Origin of the sequence: Tranquillimonas alkanivorans, assembly GCF_900115595.1 — a bacterium.
Classification (GTDB): domain Bacteria; phylum Pseudomonadota; class Alphaproteobacteria; order Rhodobacterales; family Rhodobacteraceae; genus Tranquillimonas; species Tranquillimonas alkanivorans.
The window spans coordinates 195,638-217,276 of sequence record NZ_FOXA01000002.1 but is presented as its reverse complement, the minus strand read 5'-3'; the positions used below and the strand labels follow the sequence as shown (position 1 = coordinate 217,276).

Annotated in this window: 19 protein-coding genes; 10 read left to right on the top strand and 9 right to left on the bottom strand. The window is 68.7% G+C overall.

The genetic code is table 11. The features are described 5' to 3' along the window. The first annotated feature begins 80 nt into the window (after window positions 1–80). The 7 genes from BM162_RS04595 to BM162_RS04565 all read left to right on the top strand — a co-directional run bounded on the left by BM162_RS04595 (window position 81) and on the right by BM162_RS04565 (window position 8,429). Complete coding sequence (locus tag BM162_RS04595) at window positions 81–677, top strand: ImuA family protein (protein ID WP_093418363.1); 597 nt, start codon at window positions 81–83, stop codon at window positions 675–677. A gap of 217 nt (window positions 678–894) precedes the next feature. After that, on the top strand, window positions 895–1,638 hold the full coding sequence (locus tag BM162_RS04590; protein WP_093418360.1) for an SDR family NAD(P)-dependent oxidoreductase: 744 nt from the start codon (window positions 895–897) through the stop codon (window positions 1,636–1,638). Between the two features lie 72 nt (window positions 1,639–1,710). Next, window positions 1,711–3,429 (top strand): methionine--tRNA ligase, encoded by a 1,719-nt coding sequence (metG, locus tag BM162_RS04585; RefSeq protein ID WP_093418358.1) that lies wholly within the window; start codon window positions 1,711–1,713, stop codon window positions 3,427–3,429. 99 nt (window positions 3,430–3,528) lie between these two features. Beyond that, complete coding sequence (locus BM162_RS04580; protein ID WP_093418355.1) at window positions 3,529–4,164, top strand: paraquat-inducible protein A; 636 nt, start codon at window positions 3,529–3,531, stop codon at window positions 4,162–4,164. Further along, complete coding sequence (locus BM162_RS04575; RefSeq protein ID WP_439332815.1) at window positions 4,122–4,778, top strand: paraquat-inducible protein A; 657 nt, start codon at window positions 4,122–4,124, stop codon at window positions 4,776–4,778. Before BM162_RS04580 ends, BM162_RS04575 begins: the two co-directional genes overlap by 43 nt. Next, window positions 4,775–7,870 (top strand): PqiB family protein, encoded by a 3,096-nt coding sequence (locus BM162_RS04570; RefSeq protein WP_093418350.1) that lies wholly within the window; start codon window positions 4,775–4,777, stop codon window positions 7,868–7,870. Before BM162_RS04575 ends, BM162_RS04570 begins: the two co-directional genes overlap by 4 nt. Before the next feature lies 1 nt (window position 7,871). Then, complete coding sequence (locus tag BM162_RS04565; RefSeq protein ID WP_093418348.1) at window positions 7,872–8,429, top strand: PqiC family protein; 558 nt, start codon at window positions 7,872–7,874, stop codon at window positions 8,427–8,429. A gap of 6 nt (window positions 8,430–8,435) precedes the next feature. Here the strand turns inward: BM162_RS04565 and BM162_RS04560 are convergent, their stop codons facing one another. The 5 genes from BM162_RS04560 to BM162_RS04540 all read right to left on the bottom strand — a co-directional run bounded on the left by BM162_RS04560 (window position 8,436) and on the right by BM162_RS04540 (window position 13,454). Continuing rightward, window positions 8,436–10,037 carry a Tad domain-containing protein gene (locus BM162_RS04560; protein ID WP_177215055.1) on the bottom strand — a complete coding sequence of 534 codons (1,602 nt, stop codon included), beginning with the start codon at window positions 10,035–10,037 and terminating at the stop codon, window positions 8,436–8,438. 309 nt (window positions 10,038–10,346) lie between these two features. Continuing rightward, a complete protein-coding gene (locus BM162_RS04555) occupies window positions 10,347–11,150 on the bottom strand; it encodes a hormone-sensitive lipase (RefSeq protein ID WP_093418342.1) in 804 nt (267 codons plus the stop codon). After that, window positions 11,150–11,386 (bottom strand): Lrp/AsnC ligand binding domain-containing protein, encoded by a 237-nt coding sequence (locus tag BM162_RS04550; RefSeq protein WP_093418340.1) that lies wholly within the window; start codon window positions 11,384–11,386, stop codon window positions 11,150–11,152. The genes BM162_RS04555 and BM162_RS04550 overlap by 1 nt, the downstream gene beginning before the upstream one ends. Window positions 11,387–11,784: 398 nt before the next feature. After that, entirely contained in the window at window positions 11,785–12,999 is a 1,215-nt protein-coding gene (locus BM162_RS04545; RefSeq protein WP_093418337.1) for a PQQ-dependent sugar dehydrogenase, read from the bottom strand. 113 nt (window positions 13,000–13,112) lie between these two features. Continuing rightward, window positions 13,113–13,454 carry a TraR/DksA family transcriptional regulator gene (locus tag BM162_RS04540; protein ID WP_093418335.1) on the bottom strand — a complete coding sequence of 114 codons (342 nt, stop codon included), beginning with the start codon at window positions 13,452–13,454 and terminating at the stop codon, window positions 13,113–13,115. Between the two features lie 80 nt (window positions 13,455–13,534). On the opposite strand from BM162_RS04540, the gene cysE reads away from it, so the two are divergent. Then, window positions 13,535–14,359, top strand: a complete 825-nt coding sequence (gene cysE, locus BM162_RS04535; RefSeq protein ID WP_093418332.1) for a serine O-acetyltransferase — start codon at window positions 13,535–13,537, stop codon at window positions 14,357–14,359. A 39-nt stretch (window positions 14,360–14,398) separates the two neighbouring features. Here cysE and BM162_RS04530 read toward each other — a convergent pair whose 3' ends face one another. Next, window positions 14,399–15,304: a LysR family transcriptional regulator gene (locus tag BM162_RS04530; protein ID WP_093418330.1), complete on the bottom strand. Its 906-nt coding sequence runs from the start codon at window positions 15,302–15,304 to the stop codon at window positions 14,399–14,401. A gap of 95 nt (window positions 15,305–15,399) precedes the next feature. Here BM162_RS04530 and metF point away from each other — a divergent pair, with 95 nt between their 5' ends. After that, window positions 15,400–16,266 (top strand): methylenetetrahydrofolate reductase [NAD(P)H], encoded by an 867-nt coding sequence (metF, locus tag BM162_RS04525; protein ID WP_093418328.1) that lies wholly within the window; start codon window positions 15,400–15,402, stop codon window positions 16,264–16,266. A gap of 283 nt (window positions 16,267–16,549) precedes the next feature. Beyond that, on the top strand, window positions 16,550–17,029 hold the full coding sequence (locus tag BM162_RS04520) for a PaaI family thioesterase (protein WP_093418327.1): 480 nt from the start codon (window positions 16,550–16,552) through the stop codon (window positions 17,027–17,029). On the opposite strand, the gene BM162_RS04515 is transcribed toward BM162_RS04520, so the two are convergent. The 3 genes from BM162_RS04515 to BM162_RS04505 form a co-directional block, all read right to left on the bottom strand. Next, on the bottom strand, window positions 17,013–18,089 hold the full coding sequence (locus BM162_RS04515; protein ID WP_245759167.1) for a T6SS phospholipase effector Tle1-like catalytic domain-containing protein: 1,077 nt from the start codon (window positions 18,087–18,089) through the stop codon (window positions 17,013–17,015). The genes BM162_RS04520 and BM162_RS04515 overlap by 17 nt on opposite strands. A 16-nt stretch (window positions 18,090–18,105) precedes the next feature. Continuing rightward, window positions 18,106–20,412, bottom strand: coding sequence for a xanthine dehydrogenase family protein molybdopterin-binding subunit (locus BM162_RS04510; RefSeq protein ID WP_093418324.1), 2,307 nt, complete (start codon window positions 20,410–20,412; stop codon window positions 18,106–18,108). A gap of 79 nt (window positions 20,413–20,491) precedes the next feature. Further along, window positions 20,492–21,634: a type III PLP-dependent enzyme gene (locus BM162_RS04505; RefSeq protein ID WP_093418321.1), complete on the bottom strand. Its 1,143-nt coding sequence runs from the start codon at window positions 21,632–21,634 to the stop codon at window positions 20,492–20,494. Window positions 21,635–21,639: the final 5 nt, after the last annotated feature.

Here is a 21,639-nt window from a genome sequence, read left to right as displayed (position 1 = left end):
AAGGGGTAGCGGGCGTGGCGGGATTGGCAAGGGCAAGAACGGCATTGAGAACGTATGAGGAACATTCTAGAGTCGCACCCATGACCGCCCATACCGCATCCCACCTGCTGACCCGCGGTGCACACCGCCCCCGTCCCGGCCTGAACGTGCTGGGCGAGATGACGCTCGCTCCCGGCCGGGTGCACGAATTCTGCGGCCCCGCCCGCCGGACGCTGGCGGCGATGGTCGCGGCCCGCACCGAGGGTGAGGTGTTCTGGATCGCCCCCTCCTGGACGCTGGGCGGCCCGCATCCCGACGGGCTGCTGCGGTTCCTGTCGCCCGCCCGGATGACCTTCGTCAGCCCCAGGCGGCCCGAGGACCTGTTCTGGTGCATGGAGGAGGTGCTGCGCGCCGGCGTGGTGCCGCTGGTGATCGCCGATCTGCCCGCGCCGCCGGCCCTGACGCCGGTGCGCCGGCTGCACCTGGCGGCCGAAACCGGGGGCCAAGCGTCGCTGGGGCTGATCCTGACGCCCGAGGGCGCGGCGCAGGGGGTCGAGAGCCGCTGGTCCCTCGCCCCCCGCCACCACGGCGAGGAGGGGGAGGCGTGGAGGCTCGAACGGCTGCGGGCGCGCACTGCGCCGCGGGCGGCGTGGACGGTGGCGCCGGGGCGCGGGGGATACGTGGCGGAGGCTGTCTGAGTCGTTGCGGCGGTCACGAGGGCGAACCGGGGGATTTTCCGTCCGTCGCCATTGGGGCTCGAACCAATGCTGAGCCCGGAGGACATTCCCAGACAGAAGAAGCAGGGCCTTCGCGACCTTCGGCAGTTGCGCCAGATCAATGCCCGTGCGCCCGGGGCCTGCCATCACGCAGGCAACAGGCCGCCGAGGGGGCGGCCGCTGACGTGAGGGCTGAACGATGGAACACAGGTTCGAGGGCAAGACGGCGATCGTGACGGGCGGCGGCTCGGGAATCGGAGCGGCGATCGCGCGGGAGCTCGCGGCGGGCGGCGCGACGGTCATCGTGGCTGATATCGACGAGGGGCACGCCACCGCGGTGGCCGAGGAAATCGGCGAAAACGCGCATCCCTGCTCGGTCGACACCGGCAAGGCTGACTCGGTCGAGGCGATGGTGGAGTTCGCCGTGCAGACCACCGGCGCGCTGCATCTCTTGGTCAACAACGCCGGGATCGGCGGGCCGCAGGCGGTCACCGGCGAATACCCGGTGGACGCGTGGCAGCAGGTGATCGACGTCAACCTGAACGGCGTCTTCTACGGCCTGCGCTTCGGCCTGCCGAAGATCGAGGCTTCGGGCGGCGGCGCCGTGGTCAACATGGGCTCGATCCTCAGCTCGGTCGGCATCGCCCAAAGCCCGGCCTATGTCGCCGCAAAGCACGGGCTGGTGGGGCTGACCAAGAGCGCCGCCCTCGAATACGCGCCGCGCGGCGTGCGGATCAACGCCGTGGGCCCGGCCTTCATAGACACGCCGCTTCTGCAGAACCTGCCGAGGGAGATGTACGACGGCCTGGCGGCGCTGCATCCGGTGGGGCGGCTGGGGAAGGCCGAGGAGGTCGCGGCGCTGACCTGTTTCCTCCTGTCCGACGCGGCGAGCTTCATCTCGGGCAGCTATCACCTGGTCGACGGAGGATATACGGCGCAGTAGCGCACGCCCTCTGGCCCTTCCGGCGCGGGAACGCTACATGCGGGCGCGACGGCAAACGGAAGGCGGTTTCAGATGGCGCGCGTGCTCATCACCTCGGCGATTCCCTACATCAACGGGATCAAGCACCTCGGAAACCTGGTGGGCAGCCAGCTGCCCGCCGACCTCTACGCCCGCTACATGCGGCAGCGGGGGCACGAGGTCATGTTTCTGTGCGCCACCGACGAACACGGCACCCCGGCCGAGCTTGCCGCCGCCAAGGCGGGCGAGCCGGTGGCCGAGTATTGCGCGCGGATGCACGGCGTCCAGAAAGAGCTGTCGGACGGCTTCCGCCTGTCCTTCGACAAGTTCGGGCGTTCGTCCAGTCCGCAGAACCACAAGCTGACCCAGCATTTCGCCGGCCGGCTGGCCGAGGCCGGGCTGATCGAGGAAGTGACCGAGAAGCAGGTCTATTCGAACGCCGACGGCCGTTTCCTGCCCGACCGCTATATCGAGGGCACCTGTCCCAACTGCGGCTACGACAAGGCGCGCGGCGACCAGTGCGAGAACTGCACCAAGCAGCTCGACCCCACCGACCTGATCGAGCCGCGCTCGGCGATCTCGGGCTCCACCGACCTCGAGGTGCGCGAGACGAAGCACCTCTACCTGCGCCAGTCGCAGATGCGCGACACGCTGAACGAGTGGATCGACAGCAAGCGCGACTGGCCGGTTCTGACGACCTCGATCGCCAAGAAGTGGCTGAATGACGGCGACGGGCTGCAGGACCGCGGCATCACCCGTGACCTCGACTGGGGCATCCCGGTCAAGAAGGGCGACGAGGACTGGCCGGGCATGGAAGGCAAGGTCTTCTACGTCTGGTTCGACGCACCGATCGAATACATCGCCTGCGCCAAGGAGTGGGCCGACGAGAAGGGTCTGGGCGACGAAGCGTGGGAGCGCTGGTGGCGCACCGAACGCGGCGCGGACGACGTGCGATATGTCCAGTTCATGGGCAAGGACAACGTGCCGTTTCACACCCTGTCGTTCCCGGCCACGATCATGGGCTCGGGCGAGGACTGGAAGCTCGTCGATTACATCAAGTCGTTCAACTACCTGAACTACGACGGCGGCCAGTTCTCGACGTCCCAGGGCCGCGGCGTGTTCATGGACCAGGCGCTCGAGATCCTGCCGGCGGACTACTGGCGCTGGTGGCTGTTGTCGCACGCCCCCGAAAGCGGTGATGCCGAGTTCACGTGGGAGAATTTCCAGGTCTCGGTGAACAAGGACCTGGCCGACGTGCTGGGCAACTTCGTCAGCCGCGTGACCAAGTTCTGCCGCTCGAAGTTCGGCGAGGAAGTGCCCGGGGGCGGCGACTACGGCTCGGCCGAGATGGCGCTGATCGAGAGGCTGACGCCCCGCATCCGCGCCTATGAGGCGCACATGGAGGCGATCGAGGTCCGCAAGGCCGCGACCGAGCTGCGCGCCATCTGGGTCGAGGGGAACGAGTATCTTCAGGCCGCCGCGCCCTGGTCGGTGTTCAAGGAGGACCCGGACGCCGCCGCCGCGATCATCCGCCTGTCGCTGAACCTGATCCGCGTCTACGCCGTGCTCTCGCGCCCGTTCATCCCCGACGCGTCGGCCCAGATGCTCGCGGCGATGCAGACCGACGACGACAGCTGGCCAGACGACGTGCACGCGGCGCTGACCGCCCTGCCCCCGGGCCACGCCTTCACCGTGCCCGACGTGCTGTTCCGCAAGATCACCGACGAGGAGCGCGAGGGCTGGCAGGAGAAGTTCGCCGGCGTCCGCAAGTGACGCGGACGCGCCTGACGCGACGGCTTCGCGCGGGCCGCGGTTGCACATCCCCCTCGGCGGGCTATTGAATCGTCCAACGCCCCGCGCCGGGGCGCGGGGATGCACACGTTGGACACCAGCGACCTGTCGAAGCTGATCGCCTGCCCGAGCTGCGACGCCCTCTACTCCGAGGTGCGTCCCGGCCACGGGCGACGCGCGGTGTGCGAGCGGTGCCACACGGTGCTGATCTCGCCGCGCCGGAATGCGGGACTTCAGGTCATCGCCCTGTCGACGGCGGCCGTGATCCTAGTGATCGGCGCGACGATCTTCCCGTTCCTCCAGATCAACGTCGCGGGGATGAGCAACTCGGCCACGGTGCTCGACGCCGCGATGGCCTTCGCGGGCGGGCCGCTGCTGGCGCTGTCGCTGGCCGTCACGGCGCTGATCGTGCTGTTGCCGTTGATCCGGCTGCTGCTGATCCTCTACGTGCTCACGCCCATCGTCTTCGACCGCCCGCCCGCGCGGCGCGCGAAGCGGGCGTTCCGCATGGCCGAGCAGCTCAAGCCGTGGTCGATGGCCGAGATCTTCGCGCTCGGCTGCGCGGTGTCCCTCATCAAGGTGGCCGACCTCGCCCGGATCGAGTTCGGCCCCGCTTTCTGGATGTTCCTCGGACTGGTGGTCATCATCGTCGTGCAGGACGCCTTCATCTGCAGATGGTCGGTATGGAAGTCGCTGGAAGAACGTCGGCGCCCCTGACGGCGCGCCAAGCCGGGCTCGTCGGCTGCCAGCGCTGCGCGCGCGTCTGGCCGATGGGAACCGTCCGCTGCGGGCGCTGCGGCAGCCGGCTGGTGTCGCGCGACCGGAACTCGCTCCAGCGGGTGTGGGCATGGTGGATTGCCGGTGTCATCTGCTATATCCCTGCGAACCTGTACCCGATGCTGCGCACGCGCACGTTGTTCCAGAGCCAGGAGGACACGATCATCGCCGGGGCCATCGAGCTTTTCACCCACGGCGCGCCGTTCGTGGCGATCATCGTGCTGATCGCGAGCGTTGCGATCCCGCTGGCAAAATTCGCCGCCATCGCGGTGCTGGCGCTCGGCGTACGGCAGGGCTCGCGCATCCCGGCGGGGCGGCGGCATATCGTCTACGAGATCGTCGAATACATTGGCCGCTGGTCGATGATCGACGTGTTCGTCGTGGCGATCCTGTCGTCGCTGGTGCAGCTGAACGTGGTGGCGTCGATCAATCCCGGCCCCGCGTCGCTGGCCTTCGCGCTTTCGGTGATCTTCACCATGCTTTCCGCCCAGAGTTTCGACAGCCGGATGATCTGGGACCACATCGAGCCGGATCAGAAAGGCCCCGCCGCGTGACCGACACCCCACCCGAACCCAAGGTGCAGCCCGCGCGCCGCGCCCTCTTCCGCGGCGCGTCCGTCGTCTGGATGATCCCGCTGGCCGCGCTGGCCGTGGCGCTGTGGGTGGCGTGGCAGTCCATCGCCGACCGTGGGCCGCTGATCCAGATCGCCTTCGACGACGCCTCGGGCATCACCGCGGGCGAAACCGAGTTGCGCTACCGAGACGTGGCCGTGGGTATCGTCGAGGATGTGGCCTTCACCGCATCGCTCGACCAGGTTCTGGTGTCGGTCCGCATGGAGAACCAGGTCGCGCCCTTCGTGGACGACGGGGCCGAGTTCTGGGTGGTCGAGCCCGAGGTGACGACGCGCGGTGTCTCGGGCCTCGGCACCGTGCTGTCGGGCGTCTACATCGAGGGCCGCTGGGACACGACGCCCGGCGGGTTCCAGGAACGGTTCACGGGGCTGGCGGACGAGCCGCTGGGCGAAGCGGGCCGCGACGGGCTGCGCATCATGCTGCGCGCGAGCCGCGACCACGGGCTGAACGACGACACGCCCATCGTCTACAAGGGGGTCGAGGTCGGCCGCGTCGGCGAGGCCGAGATTTCCGAAGCCGGCACCTCGGTCATCGCGCCGGCCATCATCTACGAACCACACGACCGGCTGGTGACCACTGCCACGCGGTTCTGGGACACCTCCGGTTTCACCTTCTCGATCGGTCCCGGGGGCGCCGAGCTGGACTTCGGCTCCATCGCTTCGCTCGTTGCCGGCGGCATCACCTTCAACACGCTCGTCTCGGGCGGCGAAACGGCCGAGGACGGGGCGGTGTTCGAGGTGTACCCCGACGAAGCGCTGGCCCGCTCCAGCGTGTTCGAGGCCACCGAGGGCCGCACCATCGCCGTCGCCTCGATCTTCGAAAGCAACGTCGCTGGGCTCGCCTCGGGCGCACCGGTCGAGTTGCGAGGTATCCGCATCGGCGAAGTCGTCAACGTCACCGGCCTGGTGGACGAGGATCGCTTCGGCGACGACCGCGTGCGGCTGCTCGCGGTGATGGAGATCCGGCTCAACCGCCTCGGGCTCGCCGACGCGCAGAACCCGAACGCCGCGCTCGAGTTTTTCGACGAACGGGTCGAAGACGGCCTGCGCGCCCGCCTCGCCTCGGCCAACATCCTGACCGGCGGCCTGAAGGTCGAGCTCGTGGAGACGGAGGACACCGCCCCCGCCGCCTTCGATCCCGATGCCGAGCCGTTCCCGCTGATCCCGACCGTCGAGGCGCAGATCGAGGATGTCGCCGCAACGGCCGAAGGCGTGTTCCAGCGCATCAACGCCCTGCCCATCGAAGAGCTTCTGGAAAGCGCCGTGGTCTTTCTCGACACCGCCACGTCGCTTGTCGGCAGCGAGGACGTGCGCCAGACCCCGGCTGAGGTTCGCGGGCTTCTGGCCGAAGCCCGCGGCGTGATCGGCTCGGATGACGTGCAGGCCATTCCGATGGAGGTGTCGGCGCTGCTTGCCGAGCTTCAGGCGACGGCGACGCAGCTGAACCGCGTGGTCGCCACGGTGGAAGAGGCGCAGGCCGTCGACCGCGTGCTCGCCGCCGTCGACAGCGCGACGGCCGCCGCCGAGGGCGTTACTACGGCAATCGAGGGCGTGCCCGCGCTGGTCGCCGAGATCGAGGGCCTCGCCGCCGATGTCCGGGCGCTTCCGCTGGACCCGATCCTCGCCCGCGTCACCTCGCTTCTCGACGAGGTACAGCAGATCGCCTCCTCCGACGCCGTCCAGAGCCTGCCGGCCGAGGTGCTCGCCGCCGTGGCCGGTGTCGAGGACGTGGTGAACCAGGCGCGGGCGCTTGTCGCGTCCGAGGGCGTGCAGCAGGCCCCGCAGGAGCTGTCGGCACTGCTGTCGCAGGCACGTTCGGCGGTCGCCACGCTGGACACCGCCGTCACCGACTTCCGCGCCGAGGGCGGCGTCGCCCGTGCGCTCGCCGCGCTCGACGCCGCCTCCGCAGCGGCGGAAGAGGTCGAGCGGGCCGCCGCCGGCGTCCCGTCGCTCCTGTCCGAGATCGAGGCGCTGGCCGCCGAGGCCCGTGCCCTGCCCCTCCAGACCCTCGTCGCCCGCGCCTCGGACATCGTGGCCACCGCCGACAGCGTGCTAGACACCGAAGCCGTGCGCGCCCTGCCCGCCGAGGTCACCGCCGCCGTCGCCGACCTGCGCGGCCTCGTCACTTCGGCGCAGGCCACCGTGGCGCGGCTGAACGAGGAAGACGGGGTGGAGCGGCTGCTGGCAGCGGTGGACGCCGCCGCCGCCGCCGCTGACGACGTGAGCGTCGCGGTCGAGGGCGTGCCGTCGCTCCTGTCCGAGATCGAGGCGTTGGCCGCCGAGGCCCGTGCCCTGCCCCTCCAGACCCTCGTCGCCCGCGCCTCGGACATCGTCGCCACCGCCGACAGCGTGCTCGACACCGAAGCCGTGCGCGCCCTGCCCGCCGAGGTCAGCGCCGCCATCGCTGACCTGCGCAGCCTCGTTACCTCGGCGCAGAGCACCGTGGCGCAACTGAACGAGGGCGAGGGCGTCGAGCGGCTGCTGGCCGCCGTCGACGCCGCCGCCATCGCCGCCGACGACGTGAGCGCAGCAGTCGAGGGCGTGCCGTCCCTGGTCGCCGAGATCGAGGCCGTCGCCGCGCAGGCCCGCACTCTTCCGCTGGAACAACTGGTCGAGCGCACGAGTGCGATCCTCGCCACCGCCGATGAACTGATCGGCTCGGAGTCGGCGGCGCAGCTTCCCGCCAGCCTGAACGGTGCGCTGGCCGAGGTCGAGGCCGTGCTGGCCGAGATCCGCGAGGGCGGCGCCGTGCAAAGCGCCAACGCCGCCTTCGCCTCGGCCGAGGAAGCCGCCGACGCCATCGCCGTTGCCGCCGCCGAACTGCCGGGCCTTGTCGCGCAGATCAACACCGTGCTCGCGCAAGCCGACACGACATTGTCGGGCATCGACCCGAGCTCGGACCTCAGCCGCGAGGTGCGCGCCGCGATCCGCGACGTGCAGCGCGCCGCCGACGCCGTAGCCTCGCTCGCCCGCACAATCGAGCGCCGACCGAACTCCATCCTGCTGGGACGCTGACATGAGATACGCCGCCTTCCTCCTGCCCCTCGCCCTGATGGCCTGCGGCGACGACATCACGCGCTATGCCGCGCCCACCGTCGCCGCGCAGGACAGCGTGCGCATCGACTTCCGAACGCTCGAGGTGGCCGAGGTCGGCCTGCCCCTCTATGCGGCGAGCGAGGAGATTTGGGTCGAAACGCCCGAAGGCGCGCTGCAAAGCTCGCCGTCGCTGCTGTGGGCCGACGATCCGGCCCGTGCCGTGACACTGGGCCTGGTGCGCAACCTGACCGAGATCACCGGCGCCCGCGTCGCCCCAGGACCGTGGCCGTTCGAGGAGTTCCCCGACGCCCGGCTCGAGGTGCAGATCGAGGAAATGACCGCCGACCTTGCCGGAGAATTCCGCATCGCCGGGCAGTACTTCGTCGCCGCCGGGCCGGACGTGGGCGCCGACGACGCCGACCTCTTCAGCCTTTCGATGCCAATGCCCACCGCCCCCTCGGCCGGCGACGTCGCCGCTGCCCGCGCCGCGGCGCTGGCCGATCTCGCCCTGCTCATCGCGCGCGACGGGCTGCGCTAGCGCCCCTCACTTCGTCAGCTTGAGCTGCGTGATCGAGGTGGCGATGGTGTGGAAGGCGTCGTCGATCTCGGGCCCGTCGACATCGAAGTAATGGCTGGGCGACGAGGCGCAACCCTGCAGCGCGTTGAGCGAGCGCAGCGAGTCGACTTCGAAGCCGATGGTGAAGACGGTGATGCCCCGGCGGCGCGCGGCGGCGCAGATCGACTCGAGCCGATCGTCCTTCTCGCCGGGCTCGACTTGAGTGTAGGTGTCGTAAAACGTGTCGTAGAAGTCCGCGCCCTGCTGCGCCCGAAGCCAATAGGCCTGGTAGGCCATGGACATCTCGGCCCAGACCTCGCGCCAGGAAAGCTGCTTTTCGTCCAGCGGCGGGTTGTAGTTCTCGCCGATGGTGCCCCAATCGGTTCGGGAATAGCGCGAGGTTTCGTGGTTGTAGGCCCAGAAGTAGTACGGCTCGTCGCGGTCCCGGCCTCCGCGCCCCCACCGGGGCCCGCCTCTGTGAGAGCGCGACTCCTCCAGCAGGACAGAATAGTACGACCTCCCGTTGGCGCGGGCGCGCCAGATGTCGGAGGGGCCGTTCCGGAAGTCGGGCTCCAGCCTGTATTCGGGCATGTTTTCCCCGTCGGTCATCACCACGAGCAGTTTCATCGTGTCGCCGTTGCGCCCGTAGTCGAGGGGACGTTTGCCGAGCGAGGCGTCCACCACGCCCTTCTCGATCAGCGCGTCGATCAGCGGGCGCGAGGACGGGTCCAGCAATGCCACGCCCCACTTCACACCGATGTCGATCGAGGTCGATCCCTCGGCGTACAGCCCCTCGATCTGCCGCTTGAGCTCGAAGGCCGAGTTGGAGAACGCCCTGATGTGAAAGTCGTCGTCGATGCGGCACGTCCACCCGTCCGTGAGTGGCTCGTCCACCGTCAGGTACCCGCGCCGGTCCGTGCCCATCTGGAAGTGTGACGCCTGGCGCACGCCCAGTCCGCGCGGAATCGACGGCTGGTTGAAGTCGTTGGCACCGAACTCTAGGCAGTGAGAATACGGATGCGCGTCCTGCGGCGAGAACTCCTCCATGATGTCGGGCCCCGCCGAGACCTGCGTCGCGTACGGGATGAGCGAGATCGACACCCGCTCGGGATCCGAATTCTCCAGGATCTCGTCGATGAAGTTGCTGGCCGCGAAGCGCAGGTTCTCGATCCGGCCGTAGTTGCCCATCGACCCCGACACGTCGAGCACCAGCGAGATCTCGATGTTGTTGATGGCCTGCGTGGCCTGCGACAGCACGTTGACGTCCAGGCTCGGCATGTCCGCGAGGCGCATCAGGAAGGTGTTCATCGGAACGCTGGCCGACGCGGTGAGGGATCGTCCCGTGACCAAGGGGCCGGCCTTCGTCTCCTCGACCTCGATCTCAACGGGCAGGTCGCCGTACCCGGCCCTTGCGAGATAGTCCTGCACGACCAGTTCCGGATCCCGCTCCTGATCGACGCGGGTGGCGGCCAGCACGGCATTGTCCAGCGCGGCCTGCATCTCGGCGCGCCGGTGCTCATGGCGGAACAGATCCAACGCCACGCCCCCGATCAGCACCATCCCCAGGAACAGGAACAGCGAGAGGATCATGATCGACCCGCGCTCATCGCGCAGGAAAGGATGAACGGCTCTCCGCCGGCAAGGACTCATCAAGCACCTGGGTATTGTGTCACGGTGCTTGTGGCGCCGCACCTCGACCGAACGAAGTTTATTAAAAGGCCATTCGTTGAAAGACATGACGCGCGGCGGGTTTCATCGTGGCGGACATGTGACGGTACTCCCGCGTGCACCGTTGGCAAGAGGAGCAACGCGGCGATCGCCCCGACCAAGCGACGTCGCCACGCCTTGGTGGCGACGTAGACCAGGTGGCTGGGCGCCCTCGCCCGCCGGGCTCCCTGCCTAAGACAACAGCGCCCGCGTCAGTGGCGAGTCCGGCGTCTCGAGGTCCGCGATGACGTCGAAGTGGTGCCGATCCGGCGCGACGTGCAGTTCGGTGCCGGTCCATGCCTCGGCCAGCCACTCCGCCTGGTCTAGGAAGGCCGGGCGTTCCGCCCCGCCGACCCAGACCGTCACCGGTACGTCCCGCCGCTGGTCGTGCAGCATCGGGCTTTCGCGCAGCGCCTCGTCTTCGTCGATCCGCAGGTCGTCGTTCATCGTCGTCTCGATCAGCGGGCGCAGGTCGGACAAGGGCGAGATCGGCACGACGCGCCTCAGCCGCGCCTCGACCGGCGCGGGAAGCGGCACGTCGCGGCAGGCCATGCGGGCGACGAGGTGACCGCCCGCCGAGTGGCCCGTCAGGACGAGAGGTCCGCTCACCTGTTCGGCGATAACCGTGACGGCCTGCGCGATCTCCTGCGTGATGTCCCCGATCCGGGCGCCGGGCGCGAGCGTGTAGGACGGCATCGCTACCGCCCAGCCGCGGGCGCGCGGTCCGGCGGCGAGGTGCGACCACGTCTTGCGGTCGAAGGCGCGCCAGTATCCGCCGTGCACGAAGACGACGCAGCCCTCGGGCTTTCCGTCCGGCAGGAACAGGTCGAAGGCGTGCCGCTCACCGTCGCCATAGGGAAGGTCGAGCCGCGCCCGCCCCTCCCCCGTCAGTCGCTCGCGGAACGCCTCCGCCTCGGCGGTCCAGCGCGGCGGGTAACTTTGGGCGTCGGGGATGAAGTCGGCGTTGGCGTACGCAGTATCGTTCTTCTTCGCCATCAGAAAGCCTTGAAAGTCAGGGTGGTCAACGTACGCTCGATATCCTCGATATCCAGAAGGTTGTCGTTGATGTATTTGCCCACGTCCTGCTCTTCGGGGATGTAGAGCTTGAGCAGCAGGTCGAAGGCTCCGCTGGTCGAGTAAAGCTCGGAATGGATCTCGCGCAGGACGATGGCGTCGGCGACCTTGTAGGCGGTGCCGGGCTTGCAGCGGATTTGCACGAAGACGCAGTTCATGGGGCGGCCCTTTGCTGTGGTGTCGCCGGTATATGGCATGGCCGGCGCATGCGGGGCCAGTGCTTCGGACGCGCGGCGGGGCAGCGGAGGCCCAGGCCGGGCACATGGCGAGTTGCGGCAGTGCCAGCGGGTCGCGTGAACTCCCGCGCGCTGTGGTCAGCGCGCACCTGAAAACCGGACAGCGGACGTCCCATGGCTCTGGTGGCCGCGGCAGGACTGGCCGCACGCACCTCTGTCGGGGGCGGCATCCGTTCATGGCAGACGCGCAAATGCTGTCGGTCCGCCCGCCCCCCCCGGTGAAGGTCCGGACCAAGGGATGACAGGGCAGCGGGTCGAACATGCGCCGCCCTGCCATTGTCATGCCCGCGTCAAGCGGGCACCTCCATGCACCCGGCGCCTTACCCGCCCGAGGGCGTCACGTGGATCAGCTCGCCGTTGTCGTAGTCGGTGACCACCAGCAGCGTCCCGTCGTCCAGCACCTCGACGTCGCGGGTGCGGCCGACGTCGGTGATCAGGCGCTCCTCGGCTGAGGCAAGGTCGTTTTCGAGCGCCACCCGGACCAGGCCGCCCGAGACGAGGCCGCCGATCAGGATGTCGCCTTCCCATTCGGGGAACGCGTCGCCGCTGTAGAAGGTCATGTCGCCCGGCGCGATGACCGGGTCCCAGTAATAGAGAGGCTGCTCCATGTCCGGAGCCTGCGCTTCGCCGCTGCCGATGGGCTCGCCGCCGTAGCGCTCGCCGTAGCTGACGATGGGCCAGCCGTAGTTCTCGCCTGGCTCAGGGACGTTGATCTCGTCGCCGCCGGCGGGCCCGTGCTCGATGATGTAGAGCCGGTCACCGTCGCGCATGGCGGCGCCCTGAATGTTGCGGTGTCCGTAGGACCAGATCGAGTCGTCGGCGTCGGGATTGCCGACGAACGGATTGTCGTCGGGGATCGAGCCGTCGAGGTTGACCCGGATCACCTTGCCGTAGGTCTTGTCGAGGTGCTGGGCATAGTCACGCTCTTGCATGGTGAAGTGCTCGCCGGTGGTGATGAAGGCGTGGCCTGCCCCGTCAAAGACGATGCGGCTGCCATAGTGCATCGGCGAGGGCGACGGGGGCTGCTGGATCCAGATGTCCTCGAACCCCTCGATGGCGGTCAGGTCCTCGCTCAGCGTGCCGCGCCCGGCGGCGGTGGCGGACATGCCCTCGCCCTCCATCGGCTTGGCGTAGGTGAGATAGACCATCCGGTCTTCGGCGAAATTCGGGCCGAGCTTGACGTCGAGCAGTCCGCCCTGCTCGACCGCGTGAACCTGCGGCACGCCGGACAGGCGGGTCATGATCTCGCCGTCGGGGCCGATGTGCAGCAGGTTGCCGGTGCGTTCGGTCACCAGGTAGCCCTGATCGTCGGGCAGCGTCTCGACGGCCCAGGGATGCTCCAGCTGGTCGGTCAGGACCTCCGTCTGAAGCTCGTACGGCGACACCTCGATGGGCGCGCGGAACTGCTCGGGGAAGTTCGGCTCGAAGTCGGGGACGTTCATCTCGCCCCATTCGTGCGCCTCTCCGCCCGACTGGGCGAAGGCGGGGACGGCAAGCGCGAGCGTGAGCGCGGCGAAGCTGACGGCGGTCTTCATGGCGATTCCTCCTGTCGTGGACGTTCGCCGGCCAACTCTTGAACGAGGCGCCGGGGTTCCCGCGCCACTCCGCAAAGGCTGTGCGCTGACGCGGAGTTGATCGCCTCCGGTCCTCAGCCGCGCATGCAGGCGGCGCAGCGCGCGACGGTCGGATCGAGGTCGAGCCGCGCCTCGGCGATTTCGTCGCCGCACTCGGCGCAGAAGCCGTACTCGCCCTCGTCGATGCGGGCGAGCGCGGCGTTGATCTTGCGGCGAAGCTGCGCGCGGCGGGCCTGCGTGGCCTTGGCCATCGCCTGGTGCTGCATGGCGTCCAGGCGCGCCAGCCGCCCGACGCTCTGCTGGTCGAGTTCCACGGGCCGCGTTCCGTCGCGGCCCAGCGCGTCCTCGGAGTCGAGCGCGGCGCGGTCGGCCAGAAGGCGGTCGCGGAAGCGGGCGTCGATCTGCTTGTCAGTCATATTGGTTCCAGATTAAGCCTTCCCGCCTGTTGCGAAACCCCTATCTGCGCTACAACGGGCACGGCTGGAAAGGACATGTCATGGCCGATGTGAGAGAGAAAATCGCCGAGGTCGACCCGGTCTGGACACGGATCAAGGCCGAGGCCGAGGACGCCGTGCGCGACGAGCCGCTGCTGGGCGGCTTGGTGCACTCGTCGCTGCTGCACCACGCCACGCTGGAGCGGGCGCTGGCCTTCCGCATCTCGATGAAGCTGGCCTCGGGCGAGATGTCCGAGCAGATCCTGCGCGAGATCGCGGACGAGGCCTATGCCGCCGACGATCGGCTGGGCATCGCCGCCCGCGCCGACCTCGTCGCCGTCTACGAGCGCGACCCGGCCTGCCACCGGTTCCTGCAGCCGATGCTGTTCTTCAAGGGATACCAGGCGGTGCAAGCCTATCGGCTGGGCCACTGGCTATGGACGCAGGGGCGGCGCGACCTGGCGTATTTCATCCAGATGCGGGTGAGCGAGGTCTTCGGCGTCGACATCCACCCGAACGCGCGTATCGGCAAGGGGATCATGATCGATCACGCCCACTCGATCGTCATCGGCGAGACGGCGGTGGTCGGCGACAACGTGTCCATGCTCCACTCGGTAACGCTGGGCGGCACAGGGAAGGAAGACGACGACCGGCACCCCAAGATCGCCGACGGCGTGCTGATCGGCGCGGGCGCGAAGGTGCTGGGCAACATCAAGATCGGCTACTGCTCGCGCATTGCCGCAGGCTCGGTGGTGCTGGAAGAGGTGCCGCCGATGAAGACGGTCGCGGGCGTGCCCGCGCGCATCGTGGGCGAGGCCGGATGCTCGCAGCCCTCGGTGATGATGGACCACCTGCTCAGCGGCAGCGACCACTTGCCCGAGGGCTGAGCCCGGCCGGTCCCTGACTCAAGGGACCGCCCGCCCGGACTAGGCGCGTTGCAGCTTCAGCGGCTCGGTGCGCGCCAGCCGCAGAAGGTGCGACATGAAGGGGCGCGTCGTCTCGTCGCTGCGGGTGGCGGCATAGAGGCGGCGGGTCAGCCCGCCCTCGGTGATCGGCCGCGTGACGTAGTCGGAGTGATACTTCACCTCCCGCACCACCCAGTCCGGCAGCACCGCCACGCCGCGATTGGACGCGACCAGCAGCAGGATCACCGCCGTCAGCTCCACCTGCCGCACGGCGCGCGGCTCGACCTTGGCCGGGATCAGGAGCTGGCTGAAGACGTCGAGCCTCTGGCGCTCGACCGGGTAGGTGATCAGCGTCTCGCCGCGGAAGTCCTCGGCCTCGACGAAGGGCTTCTGCGCCAGCGGGTGCTGGGCCGCGGCGACGAAGACCGGCTCGTAGTCGAAAAGCGGCGTGAAATCGACCCCGTCGAGCGTTTCCGGGTCCGACGACACCACCAGGTCCACCTCCTCGCGCTGGAGCGCAGGCAGCGCGCCGAAGGCGAGGCCGGGGCGGATGTCCACGTCCACGTCCGGCCAGGCGTGGCGGAACTTCTCGAGCACCGGGAACAGCCACTCGAAGCAGGCGTGGCACTCGATGGCGATGTGCAGGCGGCCGGACTTGCCGGACTGGAGGCCCGCGAACTCGTGCTCCAGCGCCTCGATCTCGGGCAGGATTCGCTCGGCCGCGCGCAGCAGCTTCATCCCCGCCGCCGACAGCTTGAGCGGCTTGGAGCGGCGCACGAACAGCTCGACCCCCGCCTGGTCCTCGAGCCCCTTCACCTGATGGCTGAGGGCGGACTGCGTGATGTGCAGTTGGTCCGCCGCGCGGGCCAGTCCGCCGGCTTCGTGGATGGCCTTGATGGTCCGCAGATGACGGAATTCGATGTGCATGTGAGGGAGGGCTCATGAAGGTGATGAGTATTATGAATTTGTCTCACACCGCCCGGAATGGGACAAGGGGGCAACTTCAGGACAGGATCTCCGTCATGCCCCGCCCCAACGTTTCGTTCGAATTCTTCCCGCCGCAGTCGCTCGACGCGTCGTTCCGGCTGTGGGACACGGTGCGCCACCTCGCGCCGCTCGACCCGACCTTCGTCTCGGTGACCTACGGCGCCGGCGGGACGACCCGCGATCTGACACACGACGCCGTCACCACCATCGGCAAGAACTATGGCCTGAACGTCGCCGCCCACCTCACCTGTGTCGAGGCCACGCGGGACGAAACGCTGGCGATCGCCAAGCGCTATGCCGAGGCCGGAGTGACCGAACTGGTCGCGCTGCGCGGCGACCCGCCGAAGGGCAAGGGGCCATTTCGCGCTCACCCCGACGGCTTCGCCGACTCGTACGAACTGATCTCGGCGCTGGCCGAGACCGGCGACTTCCACATCCGCGTGGGCGCCTATCCCGACCCGCACCCGGACGCGGCCCACGACGGTGCGGACGTCGAGTGGCTGAAGCGCAAGGTGGATGCCGGCGCGACCTCGGCCATCACGCAATTCTTCTTCGAGGCCGAGACCTTCTTCCGTTTTCGCGACGCCTGCGAGAAGGCCGGCATCGACGTGCCGATCATCCCCGGCATCCTGCCGGTCGAGAACTGGAAGGGCGTGCGCAAGTTCGCCGAGACCTGCGGCGCGCGCATTCCGGCCTGGGTCGACGAGGCGTTCACAAAGGCCGAACGCGACGACCGCACGGAGTTGCTGGCGACGGCCCTGTGCAGCGAGCTGTGCAGCGAGCTGCTCGACGGCGGGGTCGAGGACCTTCACTTCTACACGCTCAACAAGCCGCACCTGACGCGCACGGTTTGTCACGCGCTCGGCGTGGTGCCGGAGGCGGTGCTGGAGAAGGTGGCCTGAGCGGAAGCGGCGTCCTGTTGTCGGGGAGGTGAGGTCGCACCGACCGTCTCGGCCCGGGCCGGCCTGCGCCCAGCCATGCCGGCAGGACACGGCGAGCGTATCTCGTCGCCTCTCCCCCCCCACGCCCGGGCCAGCGGCTTGGGCAGCATCCGCCCGCCCCCCATGGGCGGGCGCTGCCTTCGGGGCGGAGCCCGCCCCCCCCGGCGCAGCAGCCGCCTCTGGTTGCACGCCTGCACGGCGCTCCCTACACAGGCGCGATGCCAGCAGACGGAGCCCCTTCCCCATGAAGATCGCCCAGACGCCCGACGAACTCGCCACGCGGGAACAGATGCTTTCGATGTCGGGGCTCGAGTTCATGCACGCCATGCTCGAAGGGCGCGTCAGCGGTCCGGTGATCGCCGGCGTGATGAACTTCGCGCTCAAGTCCGTCGAGCCGAAGCGCGTGGTGTTTCGCGGCACGCCGGACACCCGGCACCTCAACCCGATGGGCGGCGTGCATGGAGGTTGGTACGGCACCGTTCTGGACAGCGCCTTCGGCTGCGCGGTGATGACGACGCTGCCCAGGGGCTCGTACTACACGACGCTTGAATACAAGGTGAACCTCACCCGCGCCCTGCCGATGGGGATGGAGGTCCTGGCCGAGGCCACCGTCTCGCACGCCGGCCGCAGCACGGCCGTGGTCGCCGGCGAGATTCGGGGCCGGGAGGACGGCAAGCTTTATGCCACCGGGACGAGCACCTGCCTGGTCATGACGCCGCGCTAGGCGGGCCCGGCAGCTCGGGTTCGACCGGGCCGAACAGCCGGTCGCGGATCGGGCGGCGGGAGCGTGCGGGCCGTCGGGCGGCCGGGTGCATCACCTCGGACGGGTCGGCGCCGATGACGCGTGGGTGCCGCGCAATGAAGCACTTGCCCCAGCCATGCATCGTGCCGATCGACGGCGCGTCGGGGTCCGCCGGGAAGCGGCGCTCCCACCTGTGGGGCAGGGTCAGGCCGCATTCCTCGGCCCGGCCCAACATCCAGCGGAGCGACACGTTGGCCAGGGGCCGCGCCGCCGCCACGTCCTCGATCTGCCCGCCCACGTCGCCATGGGTGCCGGGGAACCACATCTGCTCGAGCCGTCCGTCGAAGTCCGGCGGCGTCGTCCAAAGCACCGGGGCGTAGGCATCGCGCGTCTCGTCTGTGGCGAGCGCGTGGAAGCCGTTGCGGGTCACCCGCGTCAGATCGTGACCATGGAAGTCATGCGCCGGCTCGGTATAGCGCCAGACGACCGGCGCGCGCAGCCCCAGCGCCTTGACCGTGTCCCAGACGCCGATCACCTCGATCCGCACCTCGTCGTCGTGGCAATGCAAGCGGCGGAAGGCCTCGGCCGTGTCGCTGTTCGGGGAATACCGGTAGTGGCGATAGGCCTGCTCGATCGTGCGGACGGTTGCGTGCTCGGGGCGGACCAGCCCGACGCGGTCGATGACGCCCGCCAGCGAGCGTACGGCATAGGCGCCGCGAGAATAGCCGAAGAGAAAGATGCGGTCGCCGGGGCGATAGCGCGAGGCAAGCGCGCCATAGGCCCGCTGGATCTGGCGGTTGATGCCGCGCCCTTCGATCACGTCGCGAGTCGCGGACCAACTGCGCCACTGGATGCCGGCCTCGTAGCGCAGCGAGAGGCCCGCGCAGGGGGCCATCTCGCTCAGCAGTCGGTAAGTGAGGCCGGCGTTGGTTTCGCGCCCGGGCGTGAGTTCCGACATCGTGCCGTCGAGGATCACGATATGATCGACCGGCCCCCGCCGCTTGCGTCGCGGCGTCTGCTCGACCCGGCGAACCTTGTTCAACCAGGTCCATATGCGGTTACTCGGCCGCAATCCTCTCCGGTTTCGCCTCCTTAAGCATCGCCCACACCCGGTTCGGCGTGAACGGCATGTCCGCCTGCCTGATCCCGCGATCCCACACCGCATCGAGCGCGGCGTTCGCCACGGCGGCGAGCGCACCGACGGTGCCGGCCTCGCCGCAGCCCTTCATGCCCATCGGGTTCGCGGTCGAGGGCACGGGTTCTGTCGCGAACGCGATGAGCGGCATGTCGTGCGCGCGCGGCATCGCATAATCCATGAAGGTCGCCGTCAGAAGCTGGCCTTCCGGGTCGTAAACCGTGCGTTCGGTCACGGCCTGGCCGATGCCCTGGGCGATCCCGCCATGCACCTGACCCTCGGCCAGCATCGGGTTGATGAGGTTTCCGAAGTCGTCGACCACGGTGTACTTCTCGACGCTCAGCACGCCGGTCTCCGGATCGATTTCGACTTCTGCAACATGAGCACCATTGGGAAAGGAACGCCCCGGAAGCTTGGCGGTTTCATGAACCCGCAGAAGATCCTCGCGCCCCTTGGCGCGCGCCATTTCGGCCATCTCGAGCATTGTGGGGCTTTCGTTTCGGTTGCGCACGCGGAAGCGTTCGTCATCGAAGTCGACATCGGCAGCGTCGACGCCCAAATCCTCGGCCAGAAGCTCGGAGAAGCCATTCACCATCGTCGCGACCGTAGCGAGCGTGGCGTTGGTCTGCACGGTGACCGAACGCGAGCCGCCCGTGCCCCCGCCAGAGGCGATACGGTCGCTGTCGCCCTGCACGACGGTGATTCTGTCGGCGGGGATCCCGGTCTGGTCGCTCAGGAACTGGGCGAAGACGGTTTCGTGCCCCTGCCCGTTCGATTGGGTGCCGACATAGATGGCGGCGGTGCCATTCTCGTTGAATTCGACCGTCGCGCCCTCTGACGGGTCGCCCAAGATCGACTCAATGTAATAGCACAGGCCCATGCCCCTGAGCTTACCACGTTTTTCCGAGTCGGCCTTGCGCTGCGCAAAGCCCTGGCGGTCGGAGAACTCCTCGGCCCGCTTCAGCACGCGCGCGAAGTCGCCGACGTCATAGGTTTCGCCCGTGGCGGTCTTGTACGGGAAGTGGTCGGCGGAAATGAAGTTGCGGCGGCGCAACTCCCACGGGTCGACGCCAAGTTCGCGCGCAGCATAGTCCACGATGCGTTCAAGCGCATAGATCGCCTCGGGCCGGCCGGCGCCGCGATAGGCGTCGACGGGGGCGGTGTTGGTGAAGATACCCTTGCAGCGCATCCACGTGGTCTGCACGTCGTAGGTGCCCATCAGCACTCTCGAGAACAGGTTCGTCTGGATCTGCTGCGCGAAGTTCGAGCAGTACGCTCCGAGGTTGCAGACCGAGTCGATTCGGTAGGCGGTGATCTTCAGGTTCTCGTCGAAGGCCAGTTCGGCCTCGCTGACCAGGTCGCGGCCGCCGTTGTCGGTGAGCATCGCCTCGGTCCGGTCCGACATCCAACGCACCGGGCGGCCCAGCTTCATGGCGGCGGCGGCGATGGCGAAGTACTCGGGATAAGCGAAGCCCTTCATGCCGAAGCCGCCGCCCACGTCGGGGTTCGTGACGCGCACGTTGTCGGGGTCAAGCTTGAAGATCTTGCTCAGGTCGCCCTTGAGGCCCCAGACCCCTTGCCCGCCGAAGCAGACGTGCAGGCGGCCGTCCTCCCACTCGGCAAAGGCGCCGCGCGGCTCCATCGAGTTGACGATGATCCGGTTGTCCTCGATCCGCAGCTTCACGGTACGCGCGGCCTTTGCGAACGCGGCCTCGGCCGCCTCCTCGTCGCCCATGCCGAAATCGAAGGCGACGTTGTCGGGTGCCTCGTCGTGGAGGGCTGCGCCGCCGGGCACCGGGTCGATGTGGGCGTCGCGCTCATCGACGTCGAACTCGATCAACTCGGCGGCATCCTTGGCCTGCGCCAGCGTCTCGGCCACGACGACCGCGATCGGCTCGCCGACGAAGCGCACGCGGTCGCGGGCCAGGAAAGGACGCTCGGGCCGCGCGCCATCACTGCCATCAATGTTCTTCACGGTGGTGAAGGACATGCCCAGCCGCGCACCCATCTCCTCGATGTCTGCTGCGGTGAGGATGCAGTGCACGCCCTCGGCCTCGCGCGCGTCGTCGACGTTCAGCGTAGTGATGTCGGCATGCGAAACCGGCGCGCGGAAGAAGACGGCGTGCAGCGCCCCCTTCGGCGCGATGTCGTCCACGTAGCGACCGTGCCCCGTCAGGAGGCGCGCGTCCTCGACCCGTTTGACCGGCTGCGACTTGCCGAACTTTTCCATGCCGCCCTCCCTGCACATGTGGCTGTCCGGGGGCACGATAACGGCGAGCGGGGCCAAGTCCAGCCCCGCCCGGACGACGTCAGTCGGTCAGCGACATCACCGTCGCGATGTCGAGCAGTCCGAAGCCGTTGAACCGCGTCACCGTGGCCGTCGAATAGGCACCGAGCCCGTGGAACAGGACAAAGTCGCCCTCCTCCATGTCCGACGGCAGCGCCAGTTCGCCCGGCAGGCGGTCAACGCTGTCGCAGGTCGGGCCGAACACGATGCGGTCCCGCCCCGCGCCGGCGCGGCGGGCACCGTCTTCGTCGCGCACCTCGGTGCGATCGATGATGCCGATCAGAGGCAGCTCGGCGAGGCCGCCGTAGACCCCGTCGTTGAGAAACACGTGCGCGTCGTCGCGGATGGCGCGGACGCGGGTGGCCAGCGTAAAGCTTTCCGCCACCAGTCCCCGGCCCGGCTCGCAGACCAGCGCGGGGCGGTCGGCGCCGAACGCTTCGCCGGTCACGCGGTCGATGAGCGCGAAGATCGATTCCAGCTCCGGCGCGATCTGGTTCAGCCGGTGCGAGGGGAAGCCGCCGCCGACGTTGAGCCGCTGCAGGCGCACGCCCGCATCGCGGGTGATCTGCGCCGCCGTGCGGATATAGGCATCCCACGCCAGCGGGTCGGTGCATTGGGTGCCCGGGTGGAAGGTCAGCGAGGGCGCGTAGCCCAGGCGGTCGGCCTCGGCCAGAAGCTCGGTCGCCAGCTCGGCGGTCGCGCCGAACTTCGCGCCGAAGTTATAGGCGGCGCCCTGCACCGGCAGCTTGAAGCGCACCGAGATCTCGGCGCCCGGCGGCACGATGCCGGCCAGCTTGGCCAGCTCGGAGCGGCTGTCGACCGAGAACGAGCGCACGCCCTTCTCGACCGCATCGGTGATCTCGCGGCGGGTGCGAACGGGGTTGTTGTAGTGCATGGATGCACCCGGCGCGACGCGCCGGATCAGGTCGATCTCGTGGATCGAGGCGACGTCGTAGCCACGGATGCCGGCGGCGTCGAGGTTGGCGATCACCATCTCGTCCGGGTTCGACTTCACGGCATACGTGACGAGCCCGGGAAAACCGGCCAGGAACCGGTGCGCGGTCGCCTGCAGAACGGCGGGCGAGAAGAACAGCACCGGATTCTCCGGCTGCTCCTTGGCGAGGAATTCGGACGGTTTCGCCCAGATCGTCTTTGAAAGCCCCATCGACT